14 protein-coding genes are annotated in these 14,805 nt (G+C 62.0%); 7 read left to right on the top strand and 7 right to left on the bottom strand.

All coding sequences use genetic code 11. The features are described from left to right. Nucleotides 1-2 precede the first annotated feature (2 nt). Both FHS78_RS06815 and FHS78_RS06810 read right to left on the bottom strand, forming a co-directional pair. Nucleotides 3-779, bottom strand: coding sequence for an ABC transporter ATP-binding protein (locus FHS78_RS06815; protein ID WP_167092245.1), 777 nt, complete (start codon nt 777-779; stop codon nt 3-5). A 3-nt stretch (nt 780-782) separates the two neighbouring features. Next, the gene (locus tag FHS78_RS06810) at nt 783-1,877 is read right to left on the bottom strand and encodes an ABC transporter permease (protein WP_167092242.1); all 1,095 of its coding nucleotides are present in this window, start codon (nt 1,875-1,877) and stop codon (nt 783-785) included. A 274-nt stretch (nt 1,878-2,151) separates the two neighbouring features. On the opposite strand from FHS78_RS06810, the gene FHS78_RS06805 reads away from it, so the two are divergent. The 3 genes from FHS78_RS06805 to dgcA all read left to right on the top strand — a co-directional run bounded on the left by FHS78_RS06805 (nt 2,152) and on the right by dgcA (nt 6,159). Further along, nucleotides 2,152-2,580 carry a c-type cytochrome gene (locus FHS78_RS06805; protein WP_167092238.1) on the top strand — a complete coding sequence of 143 codons (429 nt, stop codon included), beginning with the start codon at nt 2,152-2,154 and terminating at the stop codon, nt 2,578-2,580. 210 nt (nt 2,581-2,790) lie between these two features. Then, nucleotides 2,791-5,028, top strand: coding sequence for a CHASE2 domain-containing protein (locus FHS78_RS06800; protein ID WP_167092236.1), 2,238 nt, complete (start codon nt 2,791-2,793; stop codon nt 5,026-5,028). A 150-nt stretch (nt 5,029-5,178) separates the two neighbouring features. Next, on the top strand, nt 5,179-6,159 hold the full coding sequence (gene dgcA, locus FHS78_RS06795) for an N-acetyl-D-Glu racemase DgcA (RefSeq protein ID WP_167092233.1): 981 nt from the start codon (nt 5,179-5,181) through the stop codon (nt 6,157-6,159). Between the two features lie 27 nt (nt 6,160-6,186). On the opposite strand, the gene FHS78_RS06790 is transcribed toward dgcA, so the two are convergent. The 5 genes from FHS78_RS06790 to FHS78_RS06770 all read right to left on the bottom strand — a co-directional run bounded on the left by FHS78_RS06790 (nt 6,187) and on the right by FHS78_RS06770 (nt 10,916). After that, the gene (locus FHS78_RS06790; protein WP_167092230.1) at nt 6,187-7,200 is read right to left on the bottom strand and encodes a zinc-dependent alcohol dehydrogenase family protein; all 1,014 of its coding nucleotides are present in this window, start codon (nt 7,198-7,200) and stop codon (nt 6,187-6,189) included. Between the two features lie 124 nt (nt 7,201-7,324). After that, nucleotides 7,325-8,182, bottom strand: a complete 858-nt coding sequence (locus tag FHS78_RS06785; protein WP_167092227.1) for a TauD/TfdA dioxygenase family protein — start codon at nt 8,180-8,182, stop codon at nt 7,325-7,327. Continuing rightward, entirely contained in the window at nt 8,172-9,359 is a 1,188-nt protein-coding gene (locus FHS78_RS06780) for an MFS transporter (RefSeq protein WP_167092224.1), read from the bottom strand. The genes FHS78_RS06785 and FHS78_RS06780 overlap by 11 nt, the downstream gene beginning before the upstream one ends. A gap of 73 nt (nt 9,360-9,432) precedes the next feature. Then, nucleotides 9,433-9,879, bottom strand: coding sequence for a hypothetical protein (locus FHS78_RS06775; RefSeq protein WP_167092221.1), 447 nt, complete (start codon nt 9,877-9,879; stop codon nt 9,433-9,435). After that, complete coding sequence (locus FHS78_RS06770) at nt 9,876-10,916, bottom strand: phosphotransferase family protein (RefSeq protein WP_167092218.1); 1,041 nt, start codon at nt 10,914-10,916, stop codon at nt 9,876-9,878. The genes FHS78_RS06775 and FHS78_RS06770 overlap by 4 nt, the downstream gene beginning before the upstream one ends. A gap of 256 nt (nt 10,917-11,172) precedes the next feature. Between FHS78_RS06770 and FHS78_RS06765 the strand changes: the two genes are divergently transcribed. The 4 genes from FHS78_RS06765 to FHS78_RS06750 all read left to right on the top strand — a co-directional run bounded on the left by FHS78_RS06765 (nt 11,173) and on the right by FHS78_RS06750 (nt 14,766). Further along, nucleotides 11,173-11,544 (top strand): DUF423 domain-containing protein, encoded by a 372-nt coding sequence (locus FHS78_RS06765; RefSeq protein WP_167092215.1) that lies wholly within the window; start codon nt 11,173-11,175, stop codon nt 11,542-11,544. Nucleotides 11,545-11,686: 142 nt separating this feature from the next. Further along, nucleotides 11,687-13,195: an FAD-dependent oxidoreductase gene (locus FHS78_RS06760; RefSeq protein ID WP_167092211.1), complete on the top strand. Its 1,509-nt coding sequence runs from the start codon at nt 11,687-11,689 to the stop codon at nt 13,193-13,195. 59 nt (nt 13,196-13,254) lie between these two features. Next, entirely contained in the window at nt 13,255-14,229 is a 975-nt protein-coding gene (locus tag FHS78_RS06755; protein ID WP_167092208.1) for an alpha/beta fold hydrolase, read from the top strand. 129 nt (nt 14,230-14,358) lie between these two features. Beyond that, nucleotides 14,359-14,766, top strand: a complete 408-nt coding sequence (locus FHS78_RS06750) for a nuclear transport factor 2 family protein (RefSeq protein WP_167092205.1) — start codon at nt 14,359-14,361, stop codon at nt 14,764-14,766. The last annotated feature ends 39 nt before the right edge of the window (nt 14,767-14,805 follow it).

The raw sequence follows: 14,805 nt of genomic DNA, 5'->3' as shown, positions 1-14,805 counted from the left end.
GCTCAGCTTTCCTTGAGGGCGGCCCGCGCACGGGGACCGTGGAAATATTCGTGAATCCACGGGTGGTCGCTCACCAGCATATCCTCCACCGTCCCGACGAGGATAACTTGGCGCTCCGCCAGCACCGCAATTCTGTCACAGATCGCATAAAGCGAGTCGAGGTCATGCGTGACCATGAAGACGGTAAGCCCCAGAGTCCGCTTCAGATCGCCGATCAGTTCATCGAACGCGGCAGCGCCGATGGGGTCGAGCCCGGCCGTCGGCTCGTCGAGAAAGAGGATTTCCGGATCGAGCGCCAGCGCCCGGGCAAGCCCCGCCCTCTTGCGCATCCCGCCCGACAGTTCCGAGGGATAAAGGGAACATGCATTGGCGGGCAGTCCCGACATCCGGATCTTGGCGGCAGCCAGTTCGTCCATCAAATCCGCTTCCATGTGAAGATGCTCCCGATAGGGCACCTGCACGTTCTGTGCGACGGTGAGCGCAGAAAACAGCGCGCCATCCTGAAAGAGCACGCCCCAGCGCCGCTCATAGGCCCGCCGCTCCGCCTCGGGCATGTCCTGCAGATATTCCCCGAAGACGCGAATCCGTCCCTGATCCGGTTTCTTGAGCCCGAGGATCGTTCGCAACAGGACGGATTTTCCCGTGCCCGAGCCGCCGACAATGCCGATGACTTCGCCGCGCTTCACCTGAAGGTCGAGATTTTCATGGATGACATTGTCGCCGAACCGCGTACCGAGGCCTTCCACTTCGATGATGTTATCCCCGGTACCGGCGCTCATGCCCTACACTCCCACCGCTGTGAAGAACATCGCGAATATCGCATCGACGATGATGACGAGGAAAATGGAGCGAACCACCGAATGCGTGGTCTGCTGGCCGACCGATTCCGCGCTGCCGGTAACGAGCAGTCCCGCCCGGCACCCGACCATCGCAATCAGCGCGGCCATGAAAGGCGCCTTGATGATACCGACGGCGAATGTCCAGAAGTCCGCCGCGTCCCGAACCCTGTCGATATAAAGGCCGGGCGACATGCCGAGCATGAAATAGGAAACGACCCCGCCGCCGAGAAGCCCCATCAGATCGGCCACGAAGGCGAGCATGGGCAGCGTGACGACCAGCGCCAGCACGCGCGGAAGAATGAGCATGTCCATCGGGTCGAGGCCGAGCGTGCGCATGGCGTCAATTTCCTCGCGCATCTTCATCGATCCGATTTCCGCGGTGAACGCGCTGCCCGATCGGCCCGCCACGATGATAGCCGTCAGCAACAGCCCGACTTCCCGGAGAAAAACGATGGTCACCATGTTGACGGTGAAATAATCCGCGCCGAATTTCGCAAGCTGCGTCGCCCCCTGCTGCGCCAGCACGGCGCCGATCAGGAAGGTCAGGAGACAGATGAGCGGTAGCGCGTCGAAGCCCGCCCTCTCCATGTGATAGACGAACGGCACCCAGCGCAGACGCGCGGGCCGCCTGATCGTTCGCCCCACAGCGGCAACGACGTCGCCGAGAAACTCGACGATACCCACCGTCTCGCGGCTGACCGCGAGAACGGCATCGCCCATATTGCCGGCCACATGGGCATAGAGGCCGACATCATGCTTTTCGACCGGCTCGGGCGGACCGTCCTGCGCCAGCTTGTCGAGGAGCAGGGACTGGGCCTCGTTGAGGTTCCTGAATTCGATCCGGGCCCCGCCCTGTTCCAGCGCATAGGCGCAACGCGACAGGATCACCGCGGCGGACGTATCGAAGCGTGTCACCTCGCCGAGATCGAAAACCGCCTGTTTCACCCTTCCGTGCCCGGCATCGATATCGCGCAATTGTCGGTCGACGCCGGAAACGGCGGCCACCACCCACTCGCCGGATGCCCTGAAAACCAGCATATCCCCGTCTTCCTCAAGGGAAATATGGGCCGCTCCCTCCGGATCGGGCTGGTTTTTCTGCTGGCGTCTAAAAATGCCCAATGGTGACTCGGATGTAATATTTGGCGATGGCGCCACTTTGACGGTCCGCACGGGGCCGCGCAAGGGCAAGGCGCGCCAGTTTGACGCATGCACTTGGCACGGTTCAGGTTTAGGTTCCAGACAGACCGCCTCTCGGCGGACGAGAAAGAATTGTCCGGGTCTCTGCCTGGCATGCTTGAGGAAGGGAAAGATCATGCGTTTCGAGAAATGGCTGAAAGGCACGGCGGCTCTGGTACTGGCGGCAAGTTTCGCAGCCCCCGCTATCGCAGCGGATGGCGGCTTCACCAGCGGCGACGCCAAACATGGCGAAAAGGTCTTCAAGCTCTGCAAGGCATGTCACACCGTCAATGAAGGCGGGCCGAATCGCGTCGGACCGAACCTTTACGGCATTTTCACGCGCGGTATCGCCACCCATGAAGGCTACAAATATTCCGACGGGATGAAGAAATTCGGCGGAGAACACGAGGAATGGACCCCGGACCTGATGTTCGTCTATCTGGAGAACCCCCGGAAGGACGTACCGGGCACCTTCATGTCCTTTCCCGGCCTGAAGAAAGAAAAGGACCGCGACGACCTGATCACCTATCTGATCCAGGAGGCAGGCGGCCTTCCCCAGGAATGAGCCACTCCGCCATATTCAGGCAAGCATTTGCCGACATGAAAGGGCCCCTCTGCGGGGCCCTTTTCTTTTACGCGTTTATGGAACGGAAGATGCAACTCGACTGCGGAGAGGTGGGCCGTCGTCCCGGATCGGGACAGAATGCTCGCAATATCGATCAATTTAGGGCATTTGAAGTGGACCGGGGGTCCGCTCCGGGGCTGGCAAGAAAGCATGAATCCGACACCCACGTTCCGAAGACTGTCTGCGTTGCTGCCGGGGCTGGTCCTGGTGCTCGCCCTTCTTGTGTCGATCTACGACATGGGAGGAGCCGGCAGCTATCTGCGGAATCTGGTGTTCGACGGCTATCAGCAAATCCTGCCGCGAACGCCCTCGGCCGGTGGCCCGCACGCCGTTTATGTGGATATCGACGCCGAAACCTCCAGCCGCTTCGGCGCCTGGCCCTGGCCGCAAAAGCGCCTGGCCACCCTGCTCGAAGCGCTTGAAAAAGAGGGCGCGCGCACCATCCTGCTCGATATGCCGGTTTCCGAGCCCGACCCGACCTCGCCCGGCGAATTACGCAAACTCTGGGGATTCCTCCCCGAAGGGCTCGACAGCCGGCTGCCCAAAAGCGCGGACCAGCTCGAAAATGCCGTGAAGGACGCCAGGCTCGTCGCCAGTTTCACGCCGGGCCTGCCCTCCCTACATCCGCCGCGTAAACCACGCCTTGTCGCGCCGCTCGACATGACAGGCGGCGACCCGCGCCATTATGTGCCGCAGTTCGGTGACTGGCGTCCGACCCTGCCCCAAATTGAAGCGATTGCCGACGGCATCGGCGCCACGATCCCCGCGCAGGAAGCCGGAGAAACGGTCCATTCCATTCCCGCGCTGACCGAAATCGACGGCACACTCTATCCCTCGAATGCGCTGGAAGCGCTTCGCGTCTCGCGCGGGGCGACGGGCTATCGCAGCATCGTTTCCGAACCGGCCAACGGTCTTTCTTTCGATCTCGAACCGGGCGTTTCCCATGTGGAACTCGCCGGTACCGATCTCGATGTCGTCACGCTCAAGGACGGCAGCCTCCGCCTCTATTTCGGCAAGGCGGACTCGCGGCTTGCCGTTCCGGCCTGGAAAATTCTCACCGGGGCCTCCGACATCCCCTCCTTCGAGGACCGGATCGCCGTGGTCGGCGTCTCCGTCAACGGCAAGCGCCTGCTCTACGGCACGCCCATCGGCATTCCCATGGCGAGCGGCGAGATTATGGCGAATGCGATCGACCAGATCGCGGACGGCGTATTCCTGACCCGGCCGGGCTGGGCCACGACCGCCGAACAGGCCTTCATTTTCCTGGCCGGCGTATTGGTGATCGTAGCGGTGACCCAACTCCGCTTCCGCTGGAGCCTGGCCTTCACACTGATCCTGATCGGCGGCGCCGCCTATGGTTCCTGGTACGCCTTCGACATGCACCGCTGGCTTATCGACCCGGCACTAGCGAGCGTCACCCTGCTGATCGTCTGGCTGACGGGCGGGCTGATGACACGACTTCACACCGAGGACCAGATCCGTTTCCTCGAAACCCAGTTCGGCAACCGCCTGTCGGAAGCGGGGCTGGCCAAGGTGAAGGCCCACCCCAAACTTATCCGGTCGGAGGGTCAGCTTCGCGACGTGACATCGGTCGTGGTGGGCCTGCGCGGTTTCAACGTGATCTCGGACCGCTATCTGGAAGACCCTGCAGCCTATGCCGACATTCTGAACCGCTTCTTCTCGCCCATGACCAAGATCGTGCTGGAACGCAACGGCATGGTGGACCGCAATGTGGGCGACACGCTTTATGCGATCTGGAACGCGCCGCTCGATGCGCCCAACCATGCCTCCAAGGGCTGCGACGCGGCGCTGCGCATGGTCGAAAACCTGGAAGCGCTAAACGAATTCCTCGAAGAAGACGCGCGCCGGCAGCATCTGAGCCATGTGCCGCTCAGCCTGTCCATCGGCATCGATACCGGCCCGGCCATTACCGGCAATCTTGGCGCGATCCAGCGCTTCGACTACGGCGTGATGGGCGAACCTGTGGGATTTGCCGCCTATCTGCAAAAGAACGCCCGCCATTTCGGCCCCGCCATCATTGTCGGCGAAGGCTCGCAAAAGGCGGTGGGCGACCGCTATGCCCTTCTGGAAATCGATCTCGTCTCGACCCCGCGCCACCCCGAAGGCCGCCGCGTCTTCGCACTGCTGGGCGATCCCATCATGCGCGCCAACCCGAAATTCCGCGCCCTTCAGGAAGCGCATGCGCTGATCTTCGCTGCCTATCGCAACCAGCGCTGGAACGAGGCGAAAGCCGCCATCGCGGAATGCCGCAAACTCAACGGCGCCATTCCCACGCTCTACGATTTTTACGAAAGTCGCATCGCCTACTATCAGGAAAACCCGCCAGGCGATAACTGGAACGGTGCCTGGTTCGCAGGCCGCATCTGACGCGGCGATTACCCCTTCTATACAGCCGGACTGCTTTCGGCCACATTCGGCATATATCCGTTGTGCCAATTCAGTTCTTGGCGTTATGCAACTTTAACGCGATTATCCCCGCTCGACTCCCTTTTTACGTCAGATCACACACGATATCCGATGCGAACCGTCTATATCGAAGCCGAGTCTTGGCCATTGCGAGAGGCCTTCGTCATCTCGCGAGGCTCCAAGACGGAAGCTCGAACCATTTCCGTAACGATCGAGGAAGGCGGTTTCGCCGGCCGGGGGGAATGCGTCCCCTATTTGCGCTATGGCGAAAACGAAAAGGAAGTGATCGCCGCCATCCGTGCCCAGGAAGCGGCCTTGCGGGACGGGCTGAGCCGGGAGGCCCTCCAGCGCGCCATGCCGCGCGGCGCGGCGCGCAATGCCATCGACTGCGCGTTGTGGGATTTAGAGGCGAAGAAAACCGGCCAACGCGCCTGGCAGCTCGCCGGACTGCCGAAACCTCTGCCCCGGCGCACCGCCTACACGATCAGCCTCGACGAACCGGATGCCATGCGCGAAGCGGCACGGCGCGCCTCGGACCGTCCTTTGCTGAAGATCAAGATGGGCGGCGGCAACGACATCGACCGCCTGCGAGCCGTGCGCGAGGGCGCCCCCAGCCCGGCCCTTATTGTCGACGCCAATGAAGCCTGGACACCGGACGAGGTGCGCCCTCTCGCAAGCGAACTTGCAAAGCTCGGTGTCAGCCTGATCGAACAGCCGCTACCCGCCAAGGACGATGAGGCACTACGCGGAATCGAGTCCCCCATTCCCCTTTGCGCCGACGAATCCGCGCATGGCCTCGAGGGCATGCGCCGTCTGGTCGGCCTTTACGACTATGTGAACGTCAAGCTGGACAAGACCGGTGGTCTGACCGAAGCGCTCGCCGTGCTGCGTTGCGCGGAAAGACGCGGCCTGCGCGTCATGGTCGGCTGCATGGTCGCAACATCGCTTGCCATGGCCCCCGCCATGCTGCTGGCACAACGCGCGGAGTTCGTCGATCTTGACGGCCCGCTCCTTTTGGCCAGGGACCGCGCACCGTCTCTGCGCTATGACGGCAGCGAGGTTCACCCGCCCGAGCCTGAACTCTGGGGCTGACCCCGCCACCGACCAGGCAGACCCCGATCAAACGTGATTAAGCACGATCTTGCCGAAATGCGAGGCGCTCTCCATTGTCCGGAATGCCTCCTGCGCATCCTCCAGGCCGAAGCGTTTATCGATCACGGGATGAATGTCGTTGGCGACAATGGCTCGCGACATTTCCTCGAACATTGTCCGGCTGCCCACCGTGATGCCGCTGATCTTGAGGTTTTGCGAGAAGATCGCCGCGACATTGAGATCCTTCATCACGCCCGACAGAAGGCCGATCACCGCGATATGCCCGCCAAGGCGCGCCGCCATGATGGACTGCTGGAAGGTTTCGGCACCGCCGACTTCCACGATGTGATCGACGCCCCGCCCGCCGGTGAGTTTGCGTGTCTCCGTCGCCCAATCCGGTGTCTTGGCATAGTTGATGAACATGTCGGCGCCGAGTTCCCCCGCACGCTCGAGCTTTGCATCCGACGAGGAGGTAACGATCACCCGCGCACCCGCCGCCTTGGCGAATTGCAGCGCAAAGATGGACACGCCGCCCGTACCCTGCACCAGCACCGTATCGCCCGGCTTCACCCGGCCCTCGACCATCAAGGCACGCCACGCCGTCAGCCCGGCGCATGGCAGACATGCAACCTCCTCGTCGGACAGATTGTCGGGCGCCTTCGACACGCCCTCTGCCGACAGGCGCATATAGTCCTGCGCGCAACCGTCGATCGGCCCGCCCAGGGAAGTCCCTAGAGCCTCCATGGTGGGCTCGCCGGAAAACCATCCTTGAAAGAAGCCCGGCGCGACCCGATCGCCTGTCTTCACACGCGTAACGCCCTCGCCGGTTTTCACGACTTCGCCGCAACCATCCGACAGGGGCACGAGCGGAAGCTGTCCCCGGATGCCGTGAATCGCCGCAACGGTCGCAAGATCGCGATAGTTGAGCGAGGCGGCCTTCATGCGGATAACGACCTCCCCCGGTCCGGCCTTCGTCGTTTCGCGCTCGGCAAGTTTCAGATTGTCGATGCCGAAATCGCCCTGAATTTCCATCGCTCGCATGGACTTTTCTCCCTGAATCCTGATGTCGATGCGCGCAAGGCTGCCCGTTAGGCATGCGCTGTCAATCCCGCATCGCCGATGCTGCAGGAAGGCCAGTTTGCCGCGACGTCAGAAACGGGCGTTTTCAGAACGGCTGTTTGCCTTTGATCTGGGCCCGGTGCATCACGCGCCGCTGAGCCCCGTCAAAGGCATCGCGCCGATGGATCGCACAGCGATTGTCCCAGATCAGAAGATCACCGACCGCCCATCGATGCGTCCAGGCGAATTCCGGTTTCGCACAATGCGCCCAGAGACGGTCGAGCAGCGCCTCGCTTTCGGCAAGCGGCAGCCCTTCGATATAGGCATTGAGACGCCGCCCCAGATAAAGCGACTTGCCGCCCGTTGCCGGATGCGTGCGGATGACGGGGTGTTTCGCCCCGGGTGCCTTCGTGACGTCGATCACCTCATCCGCGCCCGCCCGTAGTTCGCCGACGCTGGTCGTGCTTGAATCGTGATTGCAGACCCGACCTTCGATGGCCGTACGCAAATCCTCCGGCAGTTCTTCGAGCGCCTTGTACATATTGGCGAAGCTCGTATCGCCCCCGTGATCGGGAATTTCGAGCGAATAAAGGCAACTCGCCATGGGCGGCTCATCGACATAGGACATGTCGGTATGCCACTCGGCTTCCTTGTCGCCCAGCGCACCGATGGGTTTTCCATCCTCGACGACATTGGAAATGATCCAGATTTCCGGTCGGGATTTGGTCTGCGATCCTGCCATGTCGGTCGCACTGGCAGGTGCAATGTCGAGATCGCCAAAACGGCGCGAAAACCCGATCAGATCGTCATCTGAAATTTTCTGTCCACGGAACAGCAATACGATGTGATCGTACCAGGCCTGAAGAACAGCCTCGAAATCATCGTCGCTCAGCGGGCGGGACAGATCCAGTCCGCGCACTTCCGCGCCCAGCGCCGCGCCTGTGGGAACGATCTCAACCGGCATCTTCTTCCTCCTCGTCCGAAACGACCGCACCACCCTGCCAGCGGTATTGGAGCAGGACGGCGCCTGCGAAAGCTGCCAGCGCCGCCACGGCCGGCAGCAGATAGGCCTCCGACAGGAAATGGTCGTAAAGCGGCCCCGCGGCAAGTGTCATCAGCCCCATCATAATCCCGGCGGAAATGGAGGCGTAAAGACTTTGCGCGGTCGAAGCAAGCGAGGGCGGCGAGGATTGGGCAACGAAATGAAGTGCCCCCAGATGCGCCGCGCCGAAACTCAATCCGTGCAGCGCCTGACAGAAAATCACAAGCCAGAGAGGTGGATTGAACGCCAGCAATATCCAGCGGATGGCCGCCCCGCCCGCTGCCAGCATCAAAAGGCGCGGCGCCCCGACCACGCGCAAAACACGCCCCGATTGCGTGAAAAGCAGGATTTCGGCGACGACGCCGATCCCCCAGAGAATGCCGATCAGCCCGTCGCCATATCCCAGCCGCTGCCAGTTGATCGAACCGAAAGCATAATAGACCGCATGGCTGGACTGAATGAGCCCGCCCGTCGCCAGACCGAGCATAAAGACCGGATGGCGCGCGATCTGAAGCGTGGCGATGAGTTGCCCGCCCTTTCTCTTGCGCTTTTTCGGCTGCGGTACTTCGCGCGCCAGAAGAAAGGTCCCCGCCAGGGTCGTGAGAAGACCGCCCAGCATGCAGAAGACGATCACATGCGCCGAAAACCAGCCGACCAGCCAGCCCGTCCCCGTACTCGCCGCGATGAAGGTGATGGAACACCAGATACGCACCCGCCCGTAGTCGATGCGCCCTTCCCGCGTTGCCTTCATGGCAATGGTTTCGATCAGCGGCGTGATGGACGGCCAGCAGGACATGAGCACGATGCTGACCGCGAGCAACGCCCAGAACCCGTTGACCAACAAAAGTAGCGAGCCCGCTGCCACCGAACTCCACGCCAGCGCCACCACGACGCGGCGCCGGTCGTCCAGCCGGTCTGCCGTATAGGCGAACACCGGCCCCGCCGCGATGCGCAACAGCATATTTCCCGCAATGATGATGGAGATTTCCGACGAGCCCAGACCCGCCGATTTCAGCCAGACCGGAAAAAACGGAAGCTGCACGCCGGAGAAGAGGCAGAGCGAACCGTAAAAGATCGAAAGGCGGATGGAGAGCGGCATGATTGGCCTGCGGCGACAGCGATGCGATCACTCATATCGCAACCGACTGCCGCCGCGAAGAGCCTTGTCGAAATCACATCGCGGGATGGGGAAGCTTCCGCCTCTCCGCCGAGGCGGACAAATGCTTCCAGATCCGTCGTTCCATATGGGCCGCCCAGTCGCCGCTCTGCCCTTCCAGATAGGTCTGGAGGTCGATCAGCAGGGCTTTCAACGCATCATTGATCTTGTCCAATGCGCTGATGCGCAAGGAGGTGTCACGCATATCGGATGCGTCGCCGAGCCGGCGGCGAAGTTCCGCATCTTCGATCTGGGAGGCGGCCTCGGCGAAAATGGAACGCATCTCGGAATTGTCCTCGGTGCGAACTTCCGCCGCGCGGTCATATTCCTCGGCCGACATGAAAAGCATCAGCCCCATCACGCTGACATCGCCCACCGAATATTCCGCACCCAGATGAGGAGCAACTTCCATCAGGAGGGTCGCAAAGCAGCCCTGCAGGACATTATCGACGACAGGTTTCATTTGCGTGCCTCCTCCCTCAATTCGGCCATACGAGCCACCAGCAGCCTGTTGTGAACATCCGTGCAGTACCAACTGGAAAAGGCGAGCACCGGATCGCGATTGGCCCCGCTCTGATATTCCTTGCCGGCGGAAATCCAGATGGCGAGCCCTTTCACCGCGGCAAAGATTTCCCACCATTTGAATGCCCGCGGGTCGAACGTCACGCCGCTCGTTTCCTGCCAGATCCTCAAAGCCTCCTCACGGGCGATGAGCCCGGCGGGCCGCTCGCGATTGCCAAAGGCCCAGAGCGGGTCTGCCGCCCAGGCAAGATCTTCCAGCGGATCGCCCAGATGGCACATCTCCCAATCGAGGATCGCCGTGATGTCGCCCGCGCCATTGAACATGAAATTGCCGGTGCGGTAGTCGCCATGCACGACGGCAAGTTTCTTCGGCGGCGGCGGCGGGTTCTGCCTCAGCCAGCGGATGGCGGCGCGCGCAATAGGCTGCGGCGTCAACTCGTCCTCGTCGATCACCTGTTCCCATTTGTCGAGCTCGCGCTTCCAGCACGCCTCGGGCTTCACCGGCTCCATGGACGCGGAAAAGCCGATCGCATCCGGGTCGGCGCCGGAAATCTGTCCGAGATAGCGCCAGAACTGCTCGCCCAGCTTGTCCTTCAGCTCGCCGAACGGATCGGGCGAGAACGGCGAAGCCGCCTGGCTGTCCATGATCTGTTCCATCACGAAGAAGGGACGGTCGAGCCATTTGGTTTCGGTCTCGAGAAAAAGCGGCTCGGGTACCGGCAGGCCGGTCGGATGGAATGCCTTGTAGGCGTTGTATTCGAGATCGCGCTCGGTCTCGATGAGGCTCGCTTCCGGATCGCGACGCAGAATGAGCGCCCGCTCCTTCTTCGCGCCCCCCTCCTCCCAGGCAGCGTGAAAGCGATAGGTCTCGCGGCTGGCACCGCCATGAATACGCGACACGCCGCTCACTTCCACATTGGACACGGCGGGCATTTTCGCCTCGAGATAGGCTGCGATACGCGACGAAAACTCATCCATGACGACACCCCCTCCCCAGTGCGGCGCGGCGGAAACGCACACGAAATTCGTCTGCCTCGGTGAGCATGACCGGATCCTCCCATATTGTTTTTGTCGGCCTCGGCCTGTGGCCGGACCTCTGTTTGGCGACGACAATGACGCCTGCGCATGGGGCGGTCAACGTGACGCAGCGGCAGCGCCGGTACCTCCTGCACGCCGGCGCCAAAGCAGGTTAGACTGCCGCGCAGATGTCACAGGCAGACAGGAAGAGGATTCGATGCGTATCTGGCTCACCGTCGCGGCCCTGAGCGGCCTCATCTCCGTGGCGCTCGGCGCCTTCGCCGCTCATGGCCTGAAATCGCATGTCGGCGAATACGAACTCGGCGTCTTCGAAACCGGCGCGCGCTACCAGATGTATCACGCACTGGCGCTCGTCGCGGTCGCCTGGGTGGCAAGCATGGGCGCGGGCAGTCTCGCAACGATGGCGGGGAGCGCCTTCCTTGCCGGTACGATCCTCTTTTCCGGTTCGCTCTATATCCTCGCCCTGACGGGGAGCCGCGCGCTGGTGATGGTCACGCCACTTGGCGGACTGGCCTTCATGATCGGCTGGGCCTGCCTCGCCTTCGCGGCCTGGAAAATCGGAAACTGACTTAAGGGAAACCAGCCTCCCGGCCCCCCCCCCGGGGTCTGGAAATGAACGAGAACCGCCCCTATTTTTTATAGACCTCGGTCTATAAATGTACCAAGGTCAAGTAGCCTGGCTTATCCATGTCGAAACGGGGAGGTTGTCGATGGAGGAGCGCATTCTGATCGTGGGAGGCGGCATCGCCGGCCTGTGGTCGGCCCTCGCGCTGGCAAAAAGCGGGCGATCCGTCACGATCGTCGAACGCGATCCGCCCGCGCCGGAAGGCGAAAATCCCGCCGATCTCGCGTTCACCGACTGGGAACGGCGCGGCGTCGGCCATTTACGCCACTCTCACGCTTTTCTTGCCCGGCTCCACAAGCATCTCCGCGAATGGCACCCGGAACTGATGCAGGATCTGCTGGACGCAGGCTGTCGCGAAATCGGCTTTGCGGACAACCTGCCCCTCGCCTTGCGCGAGACCTATGTTCCTGCGCCGGGCGATGAAGAACTCACCATCCTGACGAGCCGCCGCACCACGCTCGAATTCGTGATGCGCCGTTATGCGCTCCGCCAGCCCGGCATAGAATTCGTCACCGACACGCTGGTCCGCGACGTGGCGACGGAAACGCGGAACGGCCGCCTTGCCGTGACCGGCCTCACCATAGAACGCGCCGGCGAACGACAGGAATGGCCCGCCGACGTCGTGATCGACGCCGCCGGCAAGAACAGCCAACTCATCGATATGCTGAACGAGCGTGGCGCCGGCATCGAAGAAACAAACGAACGCGCGGGCATCCTCTATTTCACGCGCCATTATCGCCTGCATGAGGGCATGAGCGAGCCCGCACGCAACAAGGTGCCGAGCGCCGGGGATATGGGCTTCATGAAATACGGCGTGTTTCCTGCCGACAATGGATGCTTCTCCATCACCATCGCCGTCCCTGAAATCGAGATGGAACTACGCAAGGCGATCATCCGCCCCGAGACATTCGATTTCATCTGCTCGCAATTGCCCGGCGTGGCGCCGTGGACGGCGGAAGACCGCTCGACGCCGGTGTCGAAAGTCTATGGAATGGGCGAACTGATCAGCCGCTGGCGCAGGCTTGCCGATGACGACGGCCCGCGCGTGCTGAATTTCTTTCCTCTCGGCGACAGCCTGATCCGCACCAATCCGCTCTATGGACGCGGCTGCACCTTCGCCGCCATCGAGGCGGAAACGCTGGTACATACCTTCGACCGGACGGAAAACCCTGTCGCACGCGCCACGCTCTATTTCAACAATGTGCACGACGCGCTGCGTCCCTACTATTCGGACATGGTCAAGCAGGACAAGGCCGCGATACGCCGCGCACGCAACGCACTGAACCCGAATTACCGCCCCAGCTTGCGCAACCGTGTCATCCGGAGCTTTGCCGAAGATGCGATCATGCCGGCCCTGCGCGGCGACACGGAACTTCTGCGCGATTTCATGCGCGCCTTCCACATGATCGACAAGCCCAGCGAGTTCCTGCGCAATCCCGGCAATGTCGCAAAGATCATGGGAACCTGGGCACGCGGCAAGAAACGCAATGCATCCTACTACCCACCGAAACTCGGCCCCGATCGGCAGGAAATGATGGCGCTGCTGAACCTGCCCGCGACAAGCGATTGGGAACGCCTGCGCGACGCGGCCTGATATAAAGAAATCCGAAAAATAATCCGAACGAAACAAACACGATTTGAGGGAGGACGGGCATGACATTTCCCGAGCCGTATTTCGTCGAGACCAATGACATCCGCATGGCGGTCTATGAAGCAGGGCCGAAAGACGGCATACCCGTCCTGCTCGTACATGGCTGGCCGGAAATCGCCTATTCCTGGCGACACCAGCTCAAGGCGCTGGCCGATGCGGGCTACCGGGCCATCGCCCCCGACATGCGCGGCTATGGCAATACGGGCGGCCCGCTGGGCCAGGACGCCATACCGCTTTACGACATGGAGCACCTGACCGGCGATCTCGCCGGCCTTCTCGACGCCCTGGAGATCGACAAGGCGATCATGGTCGGCCACGACTGGGGCGGCCTCGTCACCTGGCAGATGCCGCTCATGCATCCCTCCCGTGTGATGGCCAATATCGGCGTCAATACGCCCTTCATTCCACGCCTTGGTTCCGACCCCATCGCCGCCATGCGCGCCGCCTATGGTGAGGACATGTATATCGTCTTCTTCCAGAAATTCGGCGAAGCGGAGAAACTGCTGGGCAAGGACACGCGCCGCTCGCTGCGCTTCTTCTATCGCCGCTCGGGCGTGACGATGGAGGAATATCTGAAACTCCCCGAAGAAATGCGTCGCCTTACCCTACTCACCGCGCTGCAGGCGCCCGAAGACACATGGACCGGCGAAGCGCTCCTGACGCCGGAAGAGTTCGAGGTCTATGCGAAGGCCTTCGAGAAAAACGGCTGGGAAGGCGGCATCAACTGGTACCGCAACTTCACCCGCAACTGGGAGAGAAGCGAAAACCTGCCCCAGCGCGTCGACGTGCCCGGGCTGATGATCTCCGCCGCCGACGACATCGCTCTCCCGCCCGCCATGGCGGAGGGCATGGAAAAATATGTGCCCGACCTCGAAAAGCACATCATCCCCGATTGCGGCCACTGGACCCAGTCGGAAAAACCCGACGAGTTGAACCGGCTGATGCTGGACTGGCTGAAGCGGCGTTTTCCGGTCTGAACGACCTCGTTCGGAATTTACGGGCAGATTGCCCACCGAAATACCGGCCGATCCCCGGTTCCGGCTGCATGCCGCATCCTCCGCTGCTATGATCGACCGAATTCAGCTCATGGCAACTTGCGGAAAACTATGACGGAACGGGATCGCGCTGCGCTTCTCTTTGCCAATGACACATTTTATCGGGCCTTCGCCGACCGCGATTACACATTGATGACCGCCATATGGGGAGAGCGAGAGCCGGTGACCTGCCTTCACCCCGGCTGGCCGCCCGTGGAAGGCCGAGACGCGGTGCTGCAAAGCTGGCATGCCATCCTCTCCGGCCCGGCAAGCCCCGCCATCAAATGTATCGCGCCCCGCCCGGGCATACAGGGCGACACGGGGCTCGTGATCTGCTACGAGCAGATCGGCGAGGACTTTCTCCTGGCCACGAATGTCTTCACCAGGGCGAATGAAGGCTGGCTGCTGTTTCACCACCAGTCGAGCCCCGCGCCCGAGCCGGATGAGGATATTCGCGGCGTGGCGCCACGGATCAACTGAAAGCCACTTACATTCCTGTTAGCGGGTTGTTGCAAAAGG

It is taken from the genome of Parvibaculum indicum (genome assembly GCF_011762095.1).
Classification (GTDB): Bacteria; Pseudomonadota; Alphaproteobacteria; order Parvibaculales; family Parvibaculaceae; genus Parvibaculum; species Parvibaculum indicum.
This window is presented reverse-complemented; position numbering and strand designations above follow the sequence as displayed.